Below are 14898 nucleotides of genomic sequence, written 5' to 3' on the forward strand. Positions count from 1 at the left end.
AAACTGCTTCTTACCGGACGATGATGCGGGCGTTGTCGATCAGGCGGGTCGAGCCCACCTTCGCGGCGACGGCCAGCACCGCCTCGCCCTGGAAGTCGTCGGCGGCTTCGGTGAAGTCGTCCGGATCGATCAGGGCGAGGTAGTCAAGGGTGACACCTTCGGCGCCGTCCAGGGCGGCCGAGGCGGCGGCGCGGACGGCCTTCGGGCCCTGCGCGGCCACGTCGCGGCCGGCGAACAGCGCCTTGGAGAGGGCCAGCGCCTGCTCCCGCTCGGACTCGGAGAGGAAGCGGTTGCGGGAGGAGAGGGCCAGGCCGTCGGGCTCGCGGACGGTCGGGACGCCGATCACCTCGACGTCGAAGTCCAGGTCGGCGACCATCCGCTGGATCACCGCGAGCTGCTGGGCGTCCTTCTCGCCGAAGAAGGCGAAGTCCGGGTCGGTGATGTGCAGCAGCTTGGCCACCACGGTCAGCACGCCGTCGAAGTGGCCCGGCCGGGCCGCACCCTCGAACCGCTCGCCCATCGGGCCCGCGGTGATCCGCACCTGCGGGGTCCCGTTCGGGTAGACCTCCTCGGGCAGCGGGGCGAACACCACGTCCGCGCCGTTCTCCTCGGCCAGCCGGACGTCGGCGGCCAGCGTGCGCGGGTAGCGGTCCAGGTCCTCGCCGGCGCCGAACTGGAGCGGGTTCACGAAGACGGTGACGGCGACCCGGCCGTCCTTGCCGACCTGCTTGCGGGCGGCCCGGATCAGCGCGGCGTGGCCCTCGTGCAGCGCGCCCATGGTCATCACCACCGCGTTGTCCACCGGCTGCTCGTCCGGCCAGAAGGCGGGCTCGAAGTCGGCGATCGTGTGGGTCAGCTCGGCCTTGTGCACCTTCGGAGCCTTGCTCGGCTGCTGCTTGCCACGGGCCATCAGGGGTTCTCCTCGTTGAGTACGTCCAGCAGCGCAGCCGCCGACTCTTCCTTGAGCGATCCGGACCGGACCGCCCGCTGCGCCGTGGCGCGGGCCATCGCGCGGTAGGCCTGCCCGATGTCGGGGGCTACCGTACCGAGCTGGTGCAGATGACGGCGGACCGTCCCCGCGTCGCCCCGGGCGACCGGTCCGGTGAGGGCCGCGTCGCCGGAGCGAAGACTGTTGTCCAGGGCTGCTCCGAGCAGCGGGCCGAGCAGGCGGCCCGGCTCGGCCACGCCCGCCGTGCGGAGCAGTTCGAGGGCCTGGGCGACCAGGGTGACCAGGTGGTTCGCGCCGTGCGCGAGGGCCGTGTGGTAGAGCGGGCGGACCTCCTCGGGCACCCATTCGGGCTCGCCGCCCATCTCCACCACCAGTGCCTCGGCCACCGGCCGCAGCTCCTCCGGGGCCGTCACCCCGAACGGGCAGCCGGCCAGCCGGGCCAGGTCCACGCCGGTGCCGGTGAAGGTCATCGCGGGGTGCAGCGCCAGCGGCAGTGCCCCGGCCCTGGTCGCGGGCTCCAGCACCTTGACGCCGTGCGCGCCCGAGGTGTGCACCAGGATCTGCCCCGGGCGGACCGCCCCGGTGGCGGCCAGCCCGGCCACCAGATCGGCCAGCGCGTCGTCCGGCACGGTCAGCAGCACCAGGTCGGCGGCGGCCAGCACCTGCGGCGGACTGACCAGCCGCACCCCCGGCAGCAGTGCCTCGGCCCGCCGCTGCGAGGCCAGCGAGACCCCGGACGCGGCGACCACCCGGTGCCCCGCCAACTGCAGTGCGGCCCCCAGTGCGGGCCCCACCCGTCCCGTCCCGACCACCCCGACCGCCAGCCGCGCGGGCCGGTTCCCGGGGTCGGAGGGATCACCGAACGGATCGGCCAGGGCCCCGAATTCGGCCTCGTCGAAGGTGCTCACGGCTCGCCGTCGTCCTTACTTCCGTTCCAGTCCTCTGCAGGTACCGGACGTACCGCGTCATTCTACGGCCGCGGCCGCCGTCGGCTACTCCCCGGCACCGGCCCGGACCAGGCCGGCCTCGTAGGCGAGGACGACGGCCTGGACCCGGTCGCGGAGGTTGAGTTTGGCGAGGATGCGGCCGACGTGGGTCTTCACGGTGGCCTCGGAGAGGGTGAGCCTGGCGGCGATCTCGCCGTTCGAGAGGCCCTGGGCGACCAGCAGGAAGACCTCCCGCTCGCGCTCGGTGAGCGGCGCCAGGACGGGCGAGCCGGGGGTGGAGCGGGGGAGCGGGAGGACCTCGGCGAAGCGGTCGATCATGCGCCGGGTGGTGGTGGGGGCGACCACGGCGTCGCCGGCGTGGACGGAGCGGATCGCGGCGACCAGCTCGATCGGCGGGACGTCCTTGAGCAGGAAGCCGCTGGCGCCGGCCTTGAGCGCGGCGAAGGCGTACTCGTCCAGGTCGAAGGTGGTCAGGATGAGCACGTGCGGGGAGTCCGGGCGGGGGGCGCCGTCCTCGGTCAGGCAGATCCGGCGGGTGGCCTGGACGCCGTCCAGCCGGGGCATCCGGACGTCCATCAGGATGACGTCGACCTCGGTGTGCTCCAGCACCTGGAGGGCCTGCTGGCCGTCCCCGGCCTCGGCGGTGATCTCGATGTCGCCCTGGGACTGGAGGATCATCCGGAAGCCGGTGCGGAGCAGCTCCTGGTCGTCGACGAGCATCACCCTGATGGTCACGGTGCAGTCCTTACTTGATGGTCTTGAGGGGAAGTACCGCGCGGATCCGGAAGCCCCCGCCGGGCCTGGGCCCGATGTCGAGGGCACCGCTGACCATGCCGACCCGCTCCCGCATGCCGATCAGACCATGGCCGGGCCCGTCGCTACCACCGACCACCAACTGGTCGTCGGTGGAGCCGCGGCCGTCGTCCTCGATCAGCACCTCCAGCTCGCGGTCGCGGAAGTCCACCGCGACCCGGGCCCGGACGTCGGGGCCGCCGTGCTTGCGCACGTTGGTGAGCGCCTCCTGGACGATCCGGTACACCGTCAGCTCGACGCCGCGGGGCAGCTCCTGGACCTCGCCGGTGCTGTCGAAGTCGACCGGGAGCCCGGCCGTGCGGACCTGGTCGAGCAGCTCGGGCAGCTCGGCCACGCCGGGCTGCGGGACGTACTCCTCGGTGGTGTCGGTGGTGCGCAGCACCCCGAGCAGCCGGCGCATCTCGACCAGCGCCTGACGCCCCGTCGAGGCGATGGTGCCGAGCGCCTCCTTGGCCTGCTGCGGGGAGTTGTCCAGCACGTAGGCGGCGCCGTCGGCCTGAACGATCATCACCGAGACGTTGTGCGCCACCACGTCGTGCAGCTCCCGGGCGATCCGGGCCCGCTCCGCCGCCACCGCGATCTTCGCCTGGGCGCCGCGCTCGCGCTCCAGCCGGGCGGCCCGGTCCTCCAGCTCGGTCAGGTACGCCCGGCGGACCCGGGTGAGCCGGCCCCAGGCCCAGCAGAGCACGAACGGCGTCGACATCAGCACCGAGAAGAAGACCAGCTGGGGGCCGCCGTCGACCGAGCTGCCCGCCTCGTGGAACTGCAGCAGCGTCAGCGGGCCGGCCGCGAGACCGGCCACCAGGGCCAGCCGGGAGGTCAGCACCGATCCGTAGGCCGCGCCGGTGTACGCGAACACCAGGTACCCGACGCTCTCCACGCCCGGGTTGACCCGGACCACCAGCTGGCCGATGCCGAGCACCACCGCGGCGACCGTGGTCGCGTCGGGGTGCTGCCGCCGGAACACCATCAGCCCGCCGACCAGGCCGGCCAGCACGTAGGCGACGTCCTCCTGCCAGCCGCTCTGGTTGCCGGTGGAGAGCAGGGCGAAGCAGGCAAGCAGCAGCGCCCAGGCGGAGTCGACCACCATGGGGTGACGGCGGAACCAGGCGTTGAGTCGATGCACAGCTCAAGCCTAGGCAGTCGAAGGTGGTGCACAGGTCCGCCGGGAGAGCGATCCCTCCTACTCCGCAGGGTGGAGAGCCGGCGTGACGCCGGTAACGTCCGGGGCATGAGGTGGATGCGGTGGCGGACGGCCATGGAGCAGGCGCTGTACGGGGCCGACGGCGGGTTCTACCGCAGGCCGGAGGGCCCGGCGGGGCACTTCAGGACCTCGGTGCACGCCTCCCCGCAGTACGCCGGGGCGGTGACCCGCCTCCTGACGGAGGTGGACGCCGCACTCGGTCACCCGGAGGAGTTGTCCCTGGTCGACGTGGGGGCGGGCCGGGGCGAACTGCTGGCCGGGGTGCTGGCGGCGGTGGACCCGGAGCTGGCCGGGCGGCTGCGCCCGTACGCGGTGGAGCTGGCGGACCGGCCGGCCGGGGTGCCGGAGCGGGTGGTGTGGACGGACCGGGTGCCTGACGGGGTGTCGGGCCTGCTGTTCGCCAACGAGTGGCTGGACAACGTCCCGCTCGACCTGGCTGAGCGGGACGGGGACGGCGGGCTGCGGTACGTCGAGGTGGCCCCGGACGGGACGGAGCGGCTCGGCGGCCCGGCGGACCGGGCGGACGCCGACTGGGCCGCCCGGTGGTGGCCGGACGGGCCCCGGGTCGAGCTGGGCGGGTCCCGGGACGCGGCCTGGGCCGGGGCGGTCGGTGCGCTGGAGCGGGGGCTCGCGGTGGCGGTGGACTACTCCCACGCCCTGGACCGGCGTCCGCTGCTCGGCACCCTGACGGGGTTCCGGAACGGGCGGGAGGTGCACCCGGTGCCGGACGGCTCGTGCGACCTCACCGCGCACGTGGCGCTGGACTCGGTGGCCGTCCCCGGTGTCCACAGCCTGTGGACAACCCAGCGCGAGGCGCTGCACGCCCTCGGCGTGCACGGCGCACGCCCCCCGCTCGCGCTGGCCTCCAGCGATCCGGTGGCGTACCTGCGCGCGCTCGGCGGCGCGGGCGAGGGCGCGGAGCTGACCGACCCGGCCGGTCTCGGCGGCTTCGGCTGGCTGCTGCAGGCTGTCCGGATGCCGGTACCGGAGAGCCTGGCGGGGCGGCCGGGATGGCAGACTCTCACCCCATGAGGGAGACCACGGTCGGCGTCGGCGCGGGTGCCGAGAATCTTGTCGGGGAGCTGGGCACCAGTGACATGGTGCTCAACATCGGCCCGCAGCACCCGTCCACGCACGGGGTGCTGCGGCTGAAGCTGGTGCTGGACGGCGAGCGGATCGTCGCCGCCGAGCCGGTGATCGGCTACATGCACCGGGGCGCCGAGAAGCTCTTCGAGGCCCGGGACTACCGCCAGATCATCATGCTGGCCAACCGCCACGACTGGCTCTCCGCCTTCTCCAACGAGCTGGGCGTGGTGCTCGCGGTCGAGCGGATGCTCGGCATGGAGGTGCCCGAGCGGGCGGTCTGGATCCGCACCCTGCTGGCGGAGCTGAACCGGGTGCTGAACCACCTGATGTTCCTCGGCTCGTACCCGCTGGAGCTCGGCGGCATCACCCCCGTCTTCCACGCCTTCCACGGCCGCGAGGAGCTCCAGCACGTCCTGGAGGAGGCCAGCGGCGGCCGGATGCACTACATGTTCAACCGGGTCGGCGGCCTGAAGGAGGACCTGCCGGCCGGCTGGCTCGGCCGGGTCAGGGCGGCGGTCGCCACCGTCCGCTCGCAGGTGCCGGTCTTCGAGGACCTGGTCCTCGGCAACGAGATCTTCCGGGCCCGGACCGCCGGCGTCGGGGTGCTCTCGCCCGAGCACGTCCACGCGTACGGCGCCAGCGGCCCGATCGCCCGGGCCAGCGGCGTCGACTTCGACCTGCGGCGGGACGAGCCGTACCTGGCGTACGGCGAGCTGCAGGACGTGCTCACCGTGGTCACCCGGGAGGAGGGCGACTGCCTGGCCCGGTTCGAGTGCCTGCTCGAACAGACCGTCAACTCGCTCGCCCTGGCCGACGCCTGCCTCGACCGGCTGGCCCAGCTGGCCCCCGGGCCGGTCAACCTGCGGCTGCCCAAGGTGCTCAAGGCCCCCGAGGGGACCACGTACGCCTGGACCGAGAACCCGCTCGGGATCAACGGGTACTACCTGGTCTCGCGCGGCGACAAGACACCGTGGCGGCTCAAGCTCCGGTCGGCCTCGTTCAACAACATCCAGGCCCTGACCGAGCTGCTGCCCGGGACGCTGGTCGCCGACATGGTGGCGATCCTGGGATCGATGTTCTTCGTCGTCGGCGACATCGACAAGTAGCGCCCCGGGGAACAGCTTCAGCTCAGCTGGGGTCGGCCGGGTGCGGGGCGACCAGGGCGCCGCCCTTGATCCGCTGGTCGCAGAGGCCGGCCAGGACGGCGTAGCCCTCGGGGCCCATCAGTTCGGTGAGTTCGGGGCGGTAGGAGACGTAGACCGGGTCCGGCGCGTCGTGGGCGTCCGGGCTGCCGGTGCACCACCAGTTCAGGTCGTGGCCGCCCGGGCCCCAGCCGCGGCGGTCGTACTCGCCGATGGTGACCTGGAGGTAGCGGGTGTCGTCGGGGCGGTCGATCCAGTCGTAGGTGCGGCGGACCGGGAGCTGCCAGCAGACGTCGGGCTTGGTCTCCAGCGGCTCCCTGCCCTCCTTGAGGGCGAGGGTGTGCAGCGAGCAGCCCGCGCCGCCGGGGAAGCCGGGGCTGTTCAGGAAGAGGCAGGCGCCGTTGACCCGGCGGGTCTGCCGGTCGCCGTCCTCGTCCAGCATGGTGATGCCGCCGTCGACCTTGATCCGGCCCTTGGCGTCGGTGCCGTGCGCGTGGTTCTCCCAGATCTCCGGGGTCAGCCGGGCCGCGTGGCCGATCACCCGCTGCTCGTCGTCCTCGTCGGAGTAGTGGGCGCCCAGCGTGCAGCAGCCGTCGGACTCGCCCCGGCCCGGGCGGATGCCCTGGCAGCCGCGCCCGAAGATGCAGTTCCAGCGCGAGGTGAGCCAGGTCAGGTCGCACCGGAAGACCTGCTCCTCGTCGCCCGGGTCGGCGAACTCGACCCAGGCGCGGGCGAAGTCCAGCGGCACCTCGGGCCGCATGGTCGGCATCGCGAGGTCGATCGTGCCGCCCTGCTTGTCCTTGGGCTTCTTGCTGTGCTTCTTGCTGTCTGCTGCCACCGGTCAAGGGTATGGCCTCGCCCGGGTGTTCCCCGGTGACGGCCCCGGCGGGTGGTGAAGTTGCGGTGAGAAACCGGGACGGGCCCTGCGACGGGCCCCTGCCCTGGCCCTAGGATGGCGGCCAGGTATCTGCACGGGGGCACTGGGGGAGTGGGCGGATGGGCAGCGGTGGCGCGGGCGAGTTCCTGATCAAGCCATGGGAAGTACGCGGCGAGGGAAGGGAGTTCGAGAAGATCTCGAACGACTACGCCCGGGCCGCGCTGGCGCTGGAGCAGGGTCTGACCGGTCTGGGCACGCCGTGGGGCGGTGACGCGCCGGGGGCCGGATTCGGGACGGCGTACACCGAGGCCCAGGGCATGCTGCTGGCCGGGCTGAACGGACTGGCCGACCGGCTGGGCAAGGTCGGGGCCAATCTGGCGGGCATGGCCGAGGAGGTCGACCGTACGGACGGCGACGTGAGCGCCGATCTGGCGAAGGTGCACACCGGCAAGCCGCTGGTGGTCTGACGCACCGTCGGGAACCGCGGCGGCCCGTCCGTACGTGTTGCTGTCCGTCTCCAGCTTGTCCGTCCCCGCAGAACCCGGAAGGAGGGGCCTGGTGTCCCGTAGCGTGCCCGAGGAACTCGTCCCGGTACTGGCCAGGTTGGGCCATGAGTGGCCGCAGGCCGACGAGGAGGGCCTGCGCCGCGCGGCCGGTGTCTGGCGGGAGTTCGGCGCCGAGGCGGAGCGGCTGAGCCGCCGCGGCGGGGATTCGGCGCAGCGCGTCACCGGGGAGAACTCCGGGCAGGCGGTGGACGCCTTCGCCGCGCACTGGCGCGGCTTCACCGGTGGCGGCCGGGGCAGCCTGGACGACGCGCAGAGCGCCGCCGACCTGGTGGCCGCCGCGTTCGACCGGGCGGCCGGGGCGGTGGACTCGTGCAAGGCCGAGATCATCGCGGCGCTGCACGACCTGGCCGAGGAGATCAAGGTCGCGCAGAAGGTCGAGGCGGTGGCCCACGCCGCGCTCGGCGTGATCGGTGACGCGATCGCCGACGTGGTGGTCGGGGCCGGCGAGCTGGTCGCGGTGCAGATGGCCAAGCACAAGGTCGGCAACCTGCTGGAGGAGCTCGGCCGGGAGATGAAGGAGGGGCTCCAGCAGGCGCTGAAGGAGCCCCCCGTGGTCGCCCTGGAGCGGATCGCGCAGGCCGACGGGTACGCGACCCGGGCCGCGCACTCCGCCGGTGCGGCCGCCGCGGGAGCGCTGCTCGGCGGGCGGGCGGTGGCCGGGGTCCGGATGCTGTCGGCGAAGGTCGGCCGGCACGGCGAGCTGGTGACCGACGCCCAGGGGCAGCCGGTGATCGTCGACGAGCAGGGCAAGCAGGTCCGCGGCGTCGAGGGCCTCATGGTGGCCAAGGACGCGCAGGGCCGGCCGGTGGTCGGCGACGACGGCCGGGTCGCGGTGCTGGGCACGGACGGCAAGCCGGTGGTCGGCCTGGCGGTCGACGCCGAGGGCAGGCCGCTGCGGGACGGCCACGGCGGGCTGGCACTGGTCGGCACCGGCGGCCTGATAGCGGCGGCCGGGGTCAGCGTGGCGCTCGGCCACGATGGGAAGCCGCTGCTCGGCACCGACGGTGAGGTCGTCGTGCTGGACCAGAACGGCGCGCCGGTCCGGGGCACCGACGGCCACGTCGCCAAGCTCGGTGCGGACGGCGCCCTGGTCACCGACTCGCACGGCCGGACGGTGATGGTCGACGACCAGGGCAACACGGTCCGGGGCCCGGAGAAGTCGGGCGCCGGCGTCGGGGTCAACCTCGGCGGCGTGGGGGTCGACCTCCAGGTCGGTCCCGGCGGGGTCGATGCGGACATCGAGCTGAAGGAGCACGACAACAGGCACGGCCAGGGCCGCGGGAGCGAGTTCGACCAGGCGCACGGGCACGGGCCGGACCCGGCCGGCGGCCGGGGGCCGCTGGCCGGCGTCCAGGTCCAGGCCGGTCCGCTCTCGGCCTCGGTCCAGGCCGACCCGTTCCAGGGTGGCGGCGGACACAGCGCCCCCGTGCACGGCAACAGCCATGGCAGCAGCAGCATTTGGGGCGACAGCGGCTCGCACCGGAGCGAGCCGGCCGCCCAGGTGGGCGGCGGGTACGGGCCGCAGCGCCCGACCGTGTCGGTCGACTACGACTACGGCTACGACTCCACCCCGTCCGCGCCGGTGCACCACGGGCCCGCCTCGGTCCGCACCGACTCGGTGGCCGTCGCGCCCTCCCCGGTGAACGTCGGCCCGGTCCACGGCGACGCCGGCTCGGCGCCGGTGTTCGGCGGCCGCCCCGGTGGCGAGTCGTCGCTGCCGGCCGGCGGTGCGCCGTCCGGGCTCGGCCCGGTCTCCGGCGGTGGCGGCGCCCCCGCCGGACCGGTCGGTGCGCCGCCGGTGGCCCCGCCGCCGGCCGCGGCCGCCGCCCCGGTCGCCGCCGCTCCGTCAACTCCGGTGGCAGCCGGTACTCCTGGCGCTCCCGGCGCCGCCGGAGGGGCCGGCGCGGGCGGCCAGTCGGGCGTGGTCGGTGCGGTCGGTGCCGTGGGCGCCCCGCAGCACGCCCCCGGCGCGGGGCAAGGCCGTCCGCTCGGCGGGCCGCCGCAGGCGGTCGGCCTGGTGCCCAACCCGCTTCCCACGCACCCGGGTTCGTCCGGTGCGGCCGCCATGGGCGCGGTCCCGCTGCGCGCCTTCGAGGTGCTGCCCGAGGCGCGCCGCCGGGACGGCGAGAGCCTGGCCCACCCGGCCCAGGCCGCGCCGGTGGCCGCGATGTTCCTGATCGCCCACTCCTACCGCCGCACCGCGCCCGAGCAGCCGGGCGAGCGCCAACGCGCCCGGATCATCGCGGACGGCCGCCCGTACGGGGCCGCCGGCGGGCTGGGCCCGGTCGACCCGGCGCACCAGGCCGAGCTGGAGCGGCGGGTGCCGCGCGACCCGGAGGGTGCGCCCTCGGTCCACCCCGACCCGCGCTTCGGCGACTGGCCGGAGGCGCTGAACGCCGGCGGCTTCCGCGAGCCCGGCCGGGCCAACAACGGCCTCGACCTGGCCCTGTCCGCGCTGGACAGCTACCTCGGCAACATCACCTGCGGCGCGCCGCGGCTGCCCGACGGCCCGGCCGGCGAGTTCGGCGGCCGGGACCGGGCGGAGCGCGAACTCGGCACCCAGTTCAAGGACCTGGGCTACGGCGCGGAGGCGCTCGGCCAGCTCGCCGAGGTGCTCCGGCGGTGCGGCTCCGGCGCCCAGGCGGTGCTGCTCACCCTGGACGAGTACGGGCGCTCGCACACCTGGAACGCCTTCGTCTCCGGCGAGACGCTCACCTACCTCGACCCGCAGACCGGCTACCGCTCGGCGGCCCCGCTGCACCCGGCGGACCAGGGCCTGTGGGCGATCGCACTGGAGGCCTCCGGCCGCCCGCTGGACCTGTCGGCGCTCCAACCCTCCATCCCGGTAGTCGAGTTGACCCCGGCTCCGGCGCCCGACCCGCTGGCCAAGCCGGTACCGGAGCCGCCCGCCCCGCCGCGTTCGCGCCTGACCATCCACCGCAACACCGCCAGGAGCGCCCGTCGATGACCACCCTCGCGCAGGCCCTCGACACCGCCCACCGGTGGGTCAACGGCGAGCTGGCCCAGGAGAGTCCGCGCCCGGTCAGGGCGCACGAGTTCGACCTCGGCTGGGTGGTCTGGCCCGAGCCCGCCCCGGTCCGGCTCGACCCGCTGTCGGGGGAGCGCCGCGCCCCGGAGGAGCTCGGCGCGGCCTGCGCGGTGGTCGACCGGTTCACCGGTGAGCTCACCGTCTGGCCCTCGGTCCCGGTCCAGCAGGTGATCCGGCTCTACCGCGACCGGACCGGCGCGGGCGACTACGACCCCGCCCTGCCGCCCGCCATCGGCCCCGGCTGCCGGACCCAGATCGGCTACCGGGACGCCCTCGGCGAGGACCGGACCCTGGTGCTGCGCTCCGCCACCGGCCGCCCGCACCCGGCCCTGCGCGCCTGGCGGCAGCTGACCGAGCAGGGCATCCCGCCCGAGGACGTGGTCTCGGTGCACACCGACCTGCGGCCCGCGATGCTGCCCGGCGGCTACGTCGCGGCCGCCGTGCTGGCCGCGCTCCCGACCGCCCTGCACAGCCACGACCTCGCCTACGGCCCGCGCTACGACGGCCGGGCCCGCGCGGTCCGGGCCGCCGGTGCGGCCAACCCCCGGCCGAACCGGGTGCCGTTCCCCACCAACGTCCCGCCCGCTCAACCGGAGGCGGAGGCCGCCCTGGTGGCCCGGCTGGCCGCGCAGTTCGGCCCGCAGGGCGTACGCCGCTTCGACCCCGCCCACACCGCGGCCGCCGACCTGCCCGAGGCGGTGGCCGCCCCGCTCCAGCGGATCGGCCTCCCGGTGCTGCTGGAGGGCTGGTTCACCCTGCACCACCCGGTCTCCGACGGGATCGCGGACGGCACCCCGGACGAGCCCGTCCTGCCGGACCTGGCGGGCTACCTCGCCGCCCGCGGCCTGGCCGGCCGGGCCGGCGAGCAGGCCCGGCGGGACCTGCTCGGCCAGCTGCTGATCGGTACCGACGGCTGGGCCCTGCTCAGCGTCGACACCGCCCAGGGCCGGATCCGCGCGGTCGACCCCGAGACGGCCGCCACCCGCTACGTGAACGCCGACCTGACCGCGTTCGTCCGCTCGCTGGCCCTGTTCGCGGACCGGCTGCCCAAGCTCCGCGACCTGCACCCGCTGGCGGCCGGCCAGGCCGTGGCCGAGCTCCAGTGGTCCCTGGCGGGGCTCGACCGGACGGTCTTCAACGACCCCGAGAACTGGTGGGCCGTCATCGTCGAGCAGCTCTGGCACGGGGTGCTCTAGTTCTTGCCTGACGACCCGGCGCTGCCGGCGCTGCCGGTTCAGCGGAGGAAGTTCTCCAGGGTGGTGGCGAGGGCGACGGGGATCTCGTACATCGGGTAGTGGCCCGAGTTGGCGAGGAGTTCGAGGTCGCCGTTGGGGTAGTCGGCGAGCCAGGTGGAGCGGTAGAGCTCGGGCGTCAGGGCCAGGTCGTGCTCGCCGACGAAGGCCCGGGCGGGCAGCGGCAGCCCGGCCACCTTCGGGGCCAGGTCGGCCCCGGTCCAGTCGGCCAGGTAGGCGGCGAAGGCCTCCGGCCGGGAGTCGGCCACGGACTGGGCGGTCATCCGGTCCAGCCAGACCGGGGTGGCCCGGCCGCCGGTGACCAGGTCGAGGATGGCGCGGCGGTTGGCGGGGCTTGCGGCGGCTCCGTGGAAGAGGTCGTGGGCGTCGCCGGTCAGCGGGTACGGCGCGGCGGGGACCGGGGCGATCCCGGCCAGCCGGTGCACCCGGTCGGGGGCCTCGGCCAGCACCTGCTGGGCCGCCTTGCCGCCCATCGAGTGGCCGATCAGCGAGAACCGCTGCCAGCCCAGCTGGTCGGCCAGCGCGAGGGCGTCCCGGGCGATCTCGGCGAGCGTGTACGCACCCGCGACCTCGGCCCGTTCGCCGTACCCGCGGTAGTCGAGGAAGGTGTAGCTGAAGGTGTCGCCGTCCAGGTAGTCCAGGAAGGACCCCCAGCCCGCACTGGTGCCGAACCAGTCGTGCAGCACGATGACACCGTGCCCGCCGGTGCCGATCCGCCGGTGAGTGATCGTCATATCCGCCTCCGCCGTGATGAGTTGACCCAGGGACGCTACCCACGGGGCCGGTGCGCGAGTCGGGGCGGCGGGGACGGACCGCCGCGATCCGGCCGCCGGCGCGGCCGGATCGCGTAGCGTGGGCCGTTATGCGACTCGGTGTACTCGACGTAGGTTCCAACACCGTCCACTTCCTCGTGGTGGACGCGCACCCCGGTGCTGCCCCGCTGCCCGCGTACTCGCACAAGGCCGAGCTGCGGCTCGCCGAGCTGCTGGACGGGGCCGGGGCGATCACCGAGGCCGGCGTCGACAAGCTGGTCGCGATGGTGGCCTCCTCGATCCGGGTGGCCGAGGACAAGGGCGTGGTCGACCTGCTGCCGTTCGCCACCTCCGCCGTCCGGGAGGCGGTCAACGGCGAGGCGGTGATCCGCCGGGTGGCCGAGGAGACCGGGGTCGAACTGCGGGTGCTGTCCGGGCAGGACGAGGCCCGGCTGACCTTCCTGGCGGTCCGCCGCTGGTACGGCTGGTCCTCCGGGCGGCTGCTGGACCTGGACATCGGCGGCGGCTCACTGGAGCTGGCGGCCGGTCTGGACGAGCAGCCCGACGTGGTCTGCTCGCTGCCGCTCGGCGCGGGCCGGCTGACCGCCCGGCTGCCCGGCGACGTCGCGGACCCGGACGACGTCCGGGAGCTGCGCCGGTACATCAGGGCCGAGATCGCGCAGGTGGTCGGCGAGTTCGCCCGGCGCGGCGGGCCCGACCACGCGGTGGGCACCTCCAAGACCTTCAAGCAGCTGGCCCGGATGACCGGCGCGGCCCCGGCCGACGCGGGCCCGCTGGCGGTCCGCAAGCTCACCCGGGCCGGCCTGGCCGCCTGGGTGCCCCGGCTGGCCACCATGACGGTGGCCGAGCGGGCGCAGATCCCCGGCGTCTCCGAGGGCCGGGCGAGACAGCTGCTCGCGGGCGCGCTGGTGGCGGACGCGGCGATGGACCTGTTCGGCCTCGAAGAGCTCGACATCTGTCCGTGGGCCCTGCGCGAGGGCATCATCCTGCGCCGGCTCGACACCCTGGACAGCCCCTCCGACCGGCGGGTCGCACTGACCGGGTGACCGGACGGGTGACCGGGCACACACCAATACCGCGCGCGTCCGCATACGCTGTCTCCCGTGGCGGAACCAGCGGACGAGGACGGAACGCGGGCCGGCCGCGAGGCCGGTGACCCTGCCCGGCAGCCGCGGCCGGCCCGGCCGCGCCGCGCCAGGGCCCGGGCGGCGGCCGAGCAGCCGCAGGCCAAGCCGGCCAAGGCAGCGAAGCCGGCCAAGGCGACCAGGACCGCGAAGCCGCCCAGACCCCCCAAGCCCGCCAAGCCCCCCAAGCCCGCCTCGCTGGCCGCGCAGGCGGTCAAGGCGGTCAAGGCCGCGAAGAAGCCCGCCCAGCGGGCCCCGCTGCTGCGCACCACCGACCGGCTGGTGCTGCCGCCGCACGGCGACGGGCTGCACGTTCCGGACACCAAGGTGGTGCTCTCGACCGCCTCGGTCTACCCCGAGAACACCGCCACCGCCTTCGAGCTGGCCGCCGGACTCGGCTACGACGGCGTCGAGGTGATGGTCTGGAACGACCCGGTCAGCCAGGACATCGAGGCGCTCAGGCGGCTCTCGGACGAGCACCGGATGCCGATCCTGGCGGTGCACGCGCCCTGCCTGCTGATCACCCAGCGGGTCTGGACCACCGACCCCTGGACCAAGCTGGTCCGGGCCAGGGCCGCCGCCGAGAAGCTCGGCGCCGACACGGTGGTGGTGCACCCGCCGTTCCGCTGGCAGCGGCAGTACGCCCGGGAGTTCGTCACCGGGATCAACCGGATGGCGGGCGAGACCGACGTCCGCTTCGCGGTGGAGAACATGTACCCCTGGCGCTACCGGGACCGCGAGATGCTCGCCTACGCGCCCGGCTGGGACGTCACCGAGGAGGAGTACCGGCACTTCACCATCGACCTCTCGCACGTCTCCACCTCGCGGATCGACGCCTTCGAGATGGCCGACCGGATGGGGGACCGGCTCGCGCACGTCCACCTCGCCGACGGGGTCGGGTCCGGCAAGGACGAGCACCTGATCCCGGGCCGGGGCACCCAGCCGTGCGCCGCCCTGCTCGAACGGCTGGCCAGGACCGGTTTCACCGGCCACGTGGTGCTGGAGGTCAACACCCGGCGCGCGCTCTCCCCCGCCGAACGCGAGGCCGACCTGGCCGAGGCGCTGGCCTTCACCCGCAAGCACCTGGCCACGGTGCTGAGGTAAGTGCTCACTAC

The 14898-nt window shown here is 74.5% G+C and carries 13 protein-coding genes; 7 read left to right on the plus strand and 6 right to left on the minus strand.

Annotated features, from left to right (window positions below):
* Positions 1–10: 10 nt before the first annotated feature.
* From panC to ABT118_RS03130, 4 genes are all read right to left on the minus strand, one after another.
* Positions 11–910, minus strand: a complete 900-nt coding sequence (gene panC / locus ABT118_RS03115; RefSeq protein ID WP_350644497.1) for a pantoate--beta-alanine ligase — start codon at positions 908–910, stop codon at positions 11–13.
* Positions 910–1857 carry a Rossmann-like and DUF2520 domain-containing protein gene (locus ABT118_RS03120; protein ID WP_502884457.1) on the minus strand — a complete coding sequence of 316 codons (948 nt, stop codon included), beginning with the start codon at positions 1855–1857 and terminating at the stop codon, positions 910–912. The genes panC and ABT118_RS03120 overlap by 1 nt, the downstream gene beginning before the upstream one ends.
* 84 nt (positions 1858–1941) lie before the next feature.
* Complete coding sequence (locus ABT118_RS03125; RefSeq protein ID WP_350644499.1) at positions 1942–2631, minus strand: response regulator; 690 nt, start codon at positions 2629–2631, stop codon at positions 1942–1944.
* A gap of 10 nt (positions 2632–2641) precedes the next feature.
* A complete protein-coding gene (locus ABT118_RS03130) occupies positions 2642–3835 on the minus strand; it encodes a sensor histidine kinase (protein WP_350644500.1) in 1194 nt (397 codons plus the stop codon).
* Positions 3836–3940: 105 nt separating this feature from the next.
* Here ABT118_RS03130 and ABT118_RS03135 point away from each other — a divergent pair, with 105 nt between their 5' ends.
* Both ABT118_RS03135 and ABT118_RS03140 read left to right on the plus strand, forming a co-directional pair.
* Positions 3941–4945 (plus strand): SAM-dependent methyltransferase, encoded by a 1005-nt coding sequence (locus ABT118_RS03135; protein WP_350644501.1) that lies wholly within the window; start codon positions 3941–3943, stop codon positions 4943–4945.
* On the plus strand, positions 4942–6105 hold the full coding sequence (locus ABT118_RS03140; protein ID WP_350644502.1) for an NADH-quinone oxidoreductase subunit D: 1164 nt from the start codon (positions 4942–4944) through the stop codon (positions 6103–6105). Before ABT118_RS03135 ends, ABT118_RS03140 begins: the two co-directional genes overlap by 4 nt.
* Before the next feature lie 22 nt (positions 6106–6127).
* Here the strand turns inward: ABT118_RS03140 and ABT118_RS03145 are convergent, their stop codons facing one another.
* Positions 6128–6901, minus strand: a complete 774-nt coding sequence (locus ABT118_RS03145; RefSeq protein ID WP_350645096.1) for a DUF3109 family protein — start codon at positions 6899–6901, stop codon at positions 6128–6130.
* A gap of 236 nt (positions 6902–7137) precedes the next feature.
* Between ABT118_RS03145 and ABT118_RS03150 the strand changes: the two genes are divergently transcribed.
* The 3 genes from ABT118_RS03150 (at position 7138) to ABT118_RS03160 (ending at position 11829) form a co-directional block, all read left to right on the plus strand.
* Positions 7138–7485 carry a hypothetical protein gene (locus ABT118_RS03150; protein ID WP_350644503.1) on the plus strand — a complete coding sequence of 116 codons (348 nt, stop codon included), beginning with the start codon at positions 7138–7140 and terminating at the stop codon, positions 7483–7485.
* Positions 7486–7576: 91 nt separating this feature from the next.
* Positions 7577–10552, plus strand: a complete 2976-nt coding sequence (locus tag ABT118_RS03155; RefSeq protein ID WP_350644505.1) for a toxin glutamine deamidase domain-containing protein — start codon at positions 7577–7579, stop codon at positions 10550–10552.
* Positions 10549–11829, plus strand: a complete 1281-nt coding sequence (locus ABT118_RS03160; protein WP_350644506.1) for an SUKH-4 family immunity protein — start codon at positions 10549–10551, stop codon at positions 11827–11829. Before ABT118_RS03155 ends, ABT118_RS03160 begins: the two co-directional genes overlap by 4 nt.
* A gap of 38 nt (positions 11830–11867) precedes the next feature.
* Here the strand turns inward: ABT118_RS03160 and ABT118_RS03165 are convergent, their stop codons facing one another.
* Positions 11868–12620: an alpha/beta fold hydrolase gene (locus tag ABT118_RS03165; RefSeq protein ID WP_350644507.1), complete on the minus strand. Its 753-nt coding sequence runs from the start codon at positions 12618–12620 to the stop codon at positions 11868–11870.
* A gap of 128 nt (positions 12621–12748) precedes the next feature.
* On the opposite strand from ABT118_RS03165, the gene ABT118_RS03170 reads away from it, so the two are divergent.
* Together ABT118_RS03170 and ABT118_RS03175 are read left to right on the plus strand one after the other, a co-directional pair.
* Positions 12749–13705 carry a Ppx/GppA family phosphatase gene (locus ABT118_RS03170; protein WP_350644508.1) on the plus strand — a complete coding sequence of 319 codons (957 nt, stop codon included), beginning with the start codon at positions 12749–12751 and terminating at the stop codon, positions 13703–13705.
* Between the two features lie 384 nt (positions 13706–14089).
* Positions 14090–14887: a sugar phosphate isomerase/epimerase family protein gene (locus tag ABT118_RS03175; protein WP_350645097.1), complete on the plus strand. Its 798-nt coding sequence runs from the start codon at positions 14090–14092 to the stop codon at positions 14885–14887.
* The last annotated feature ends 11 nt before the right edge of the window (positions 14888–14898 follow it).

The sequence above is a fragment of the Kitasatospora sp. NPDC002040 genome (assembly GCF_040296785.1).
Classification (GTDB): domain Bacteria; phylum Actinomycetota; class Actinomycetes; order Streptomycetales; family Streptomycetaceae; genus Kitasatospora.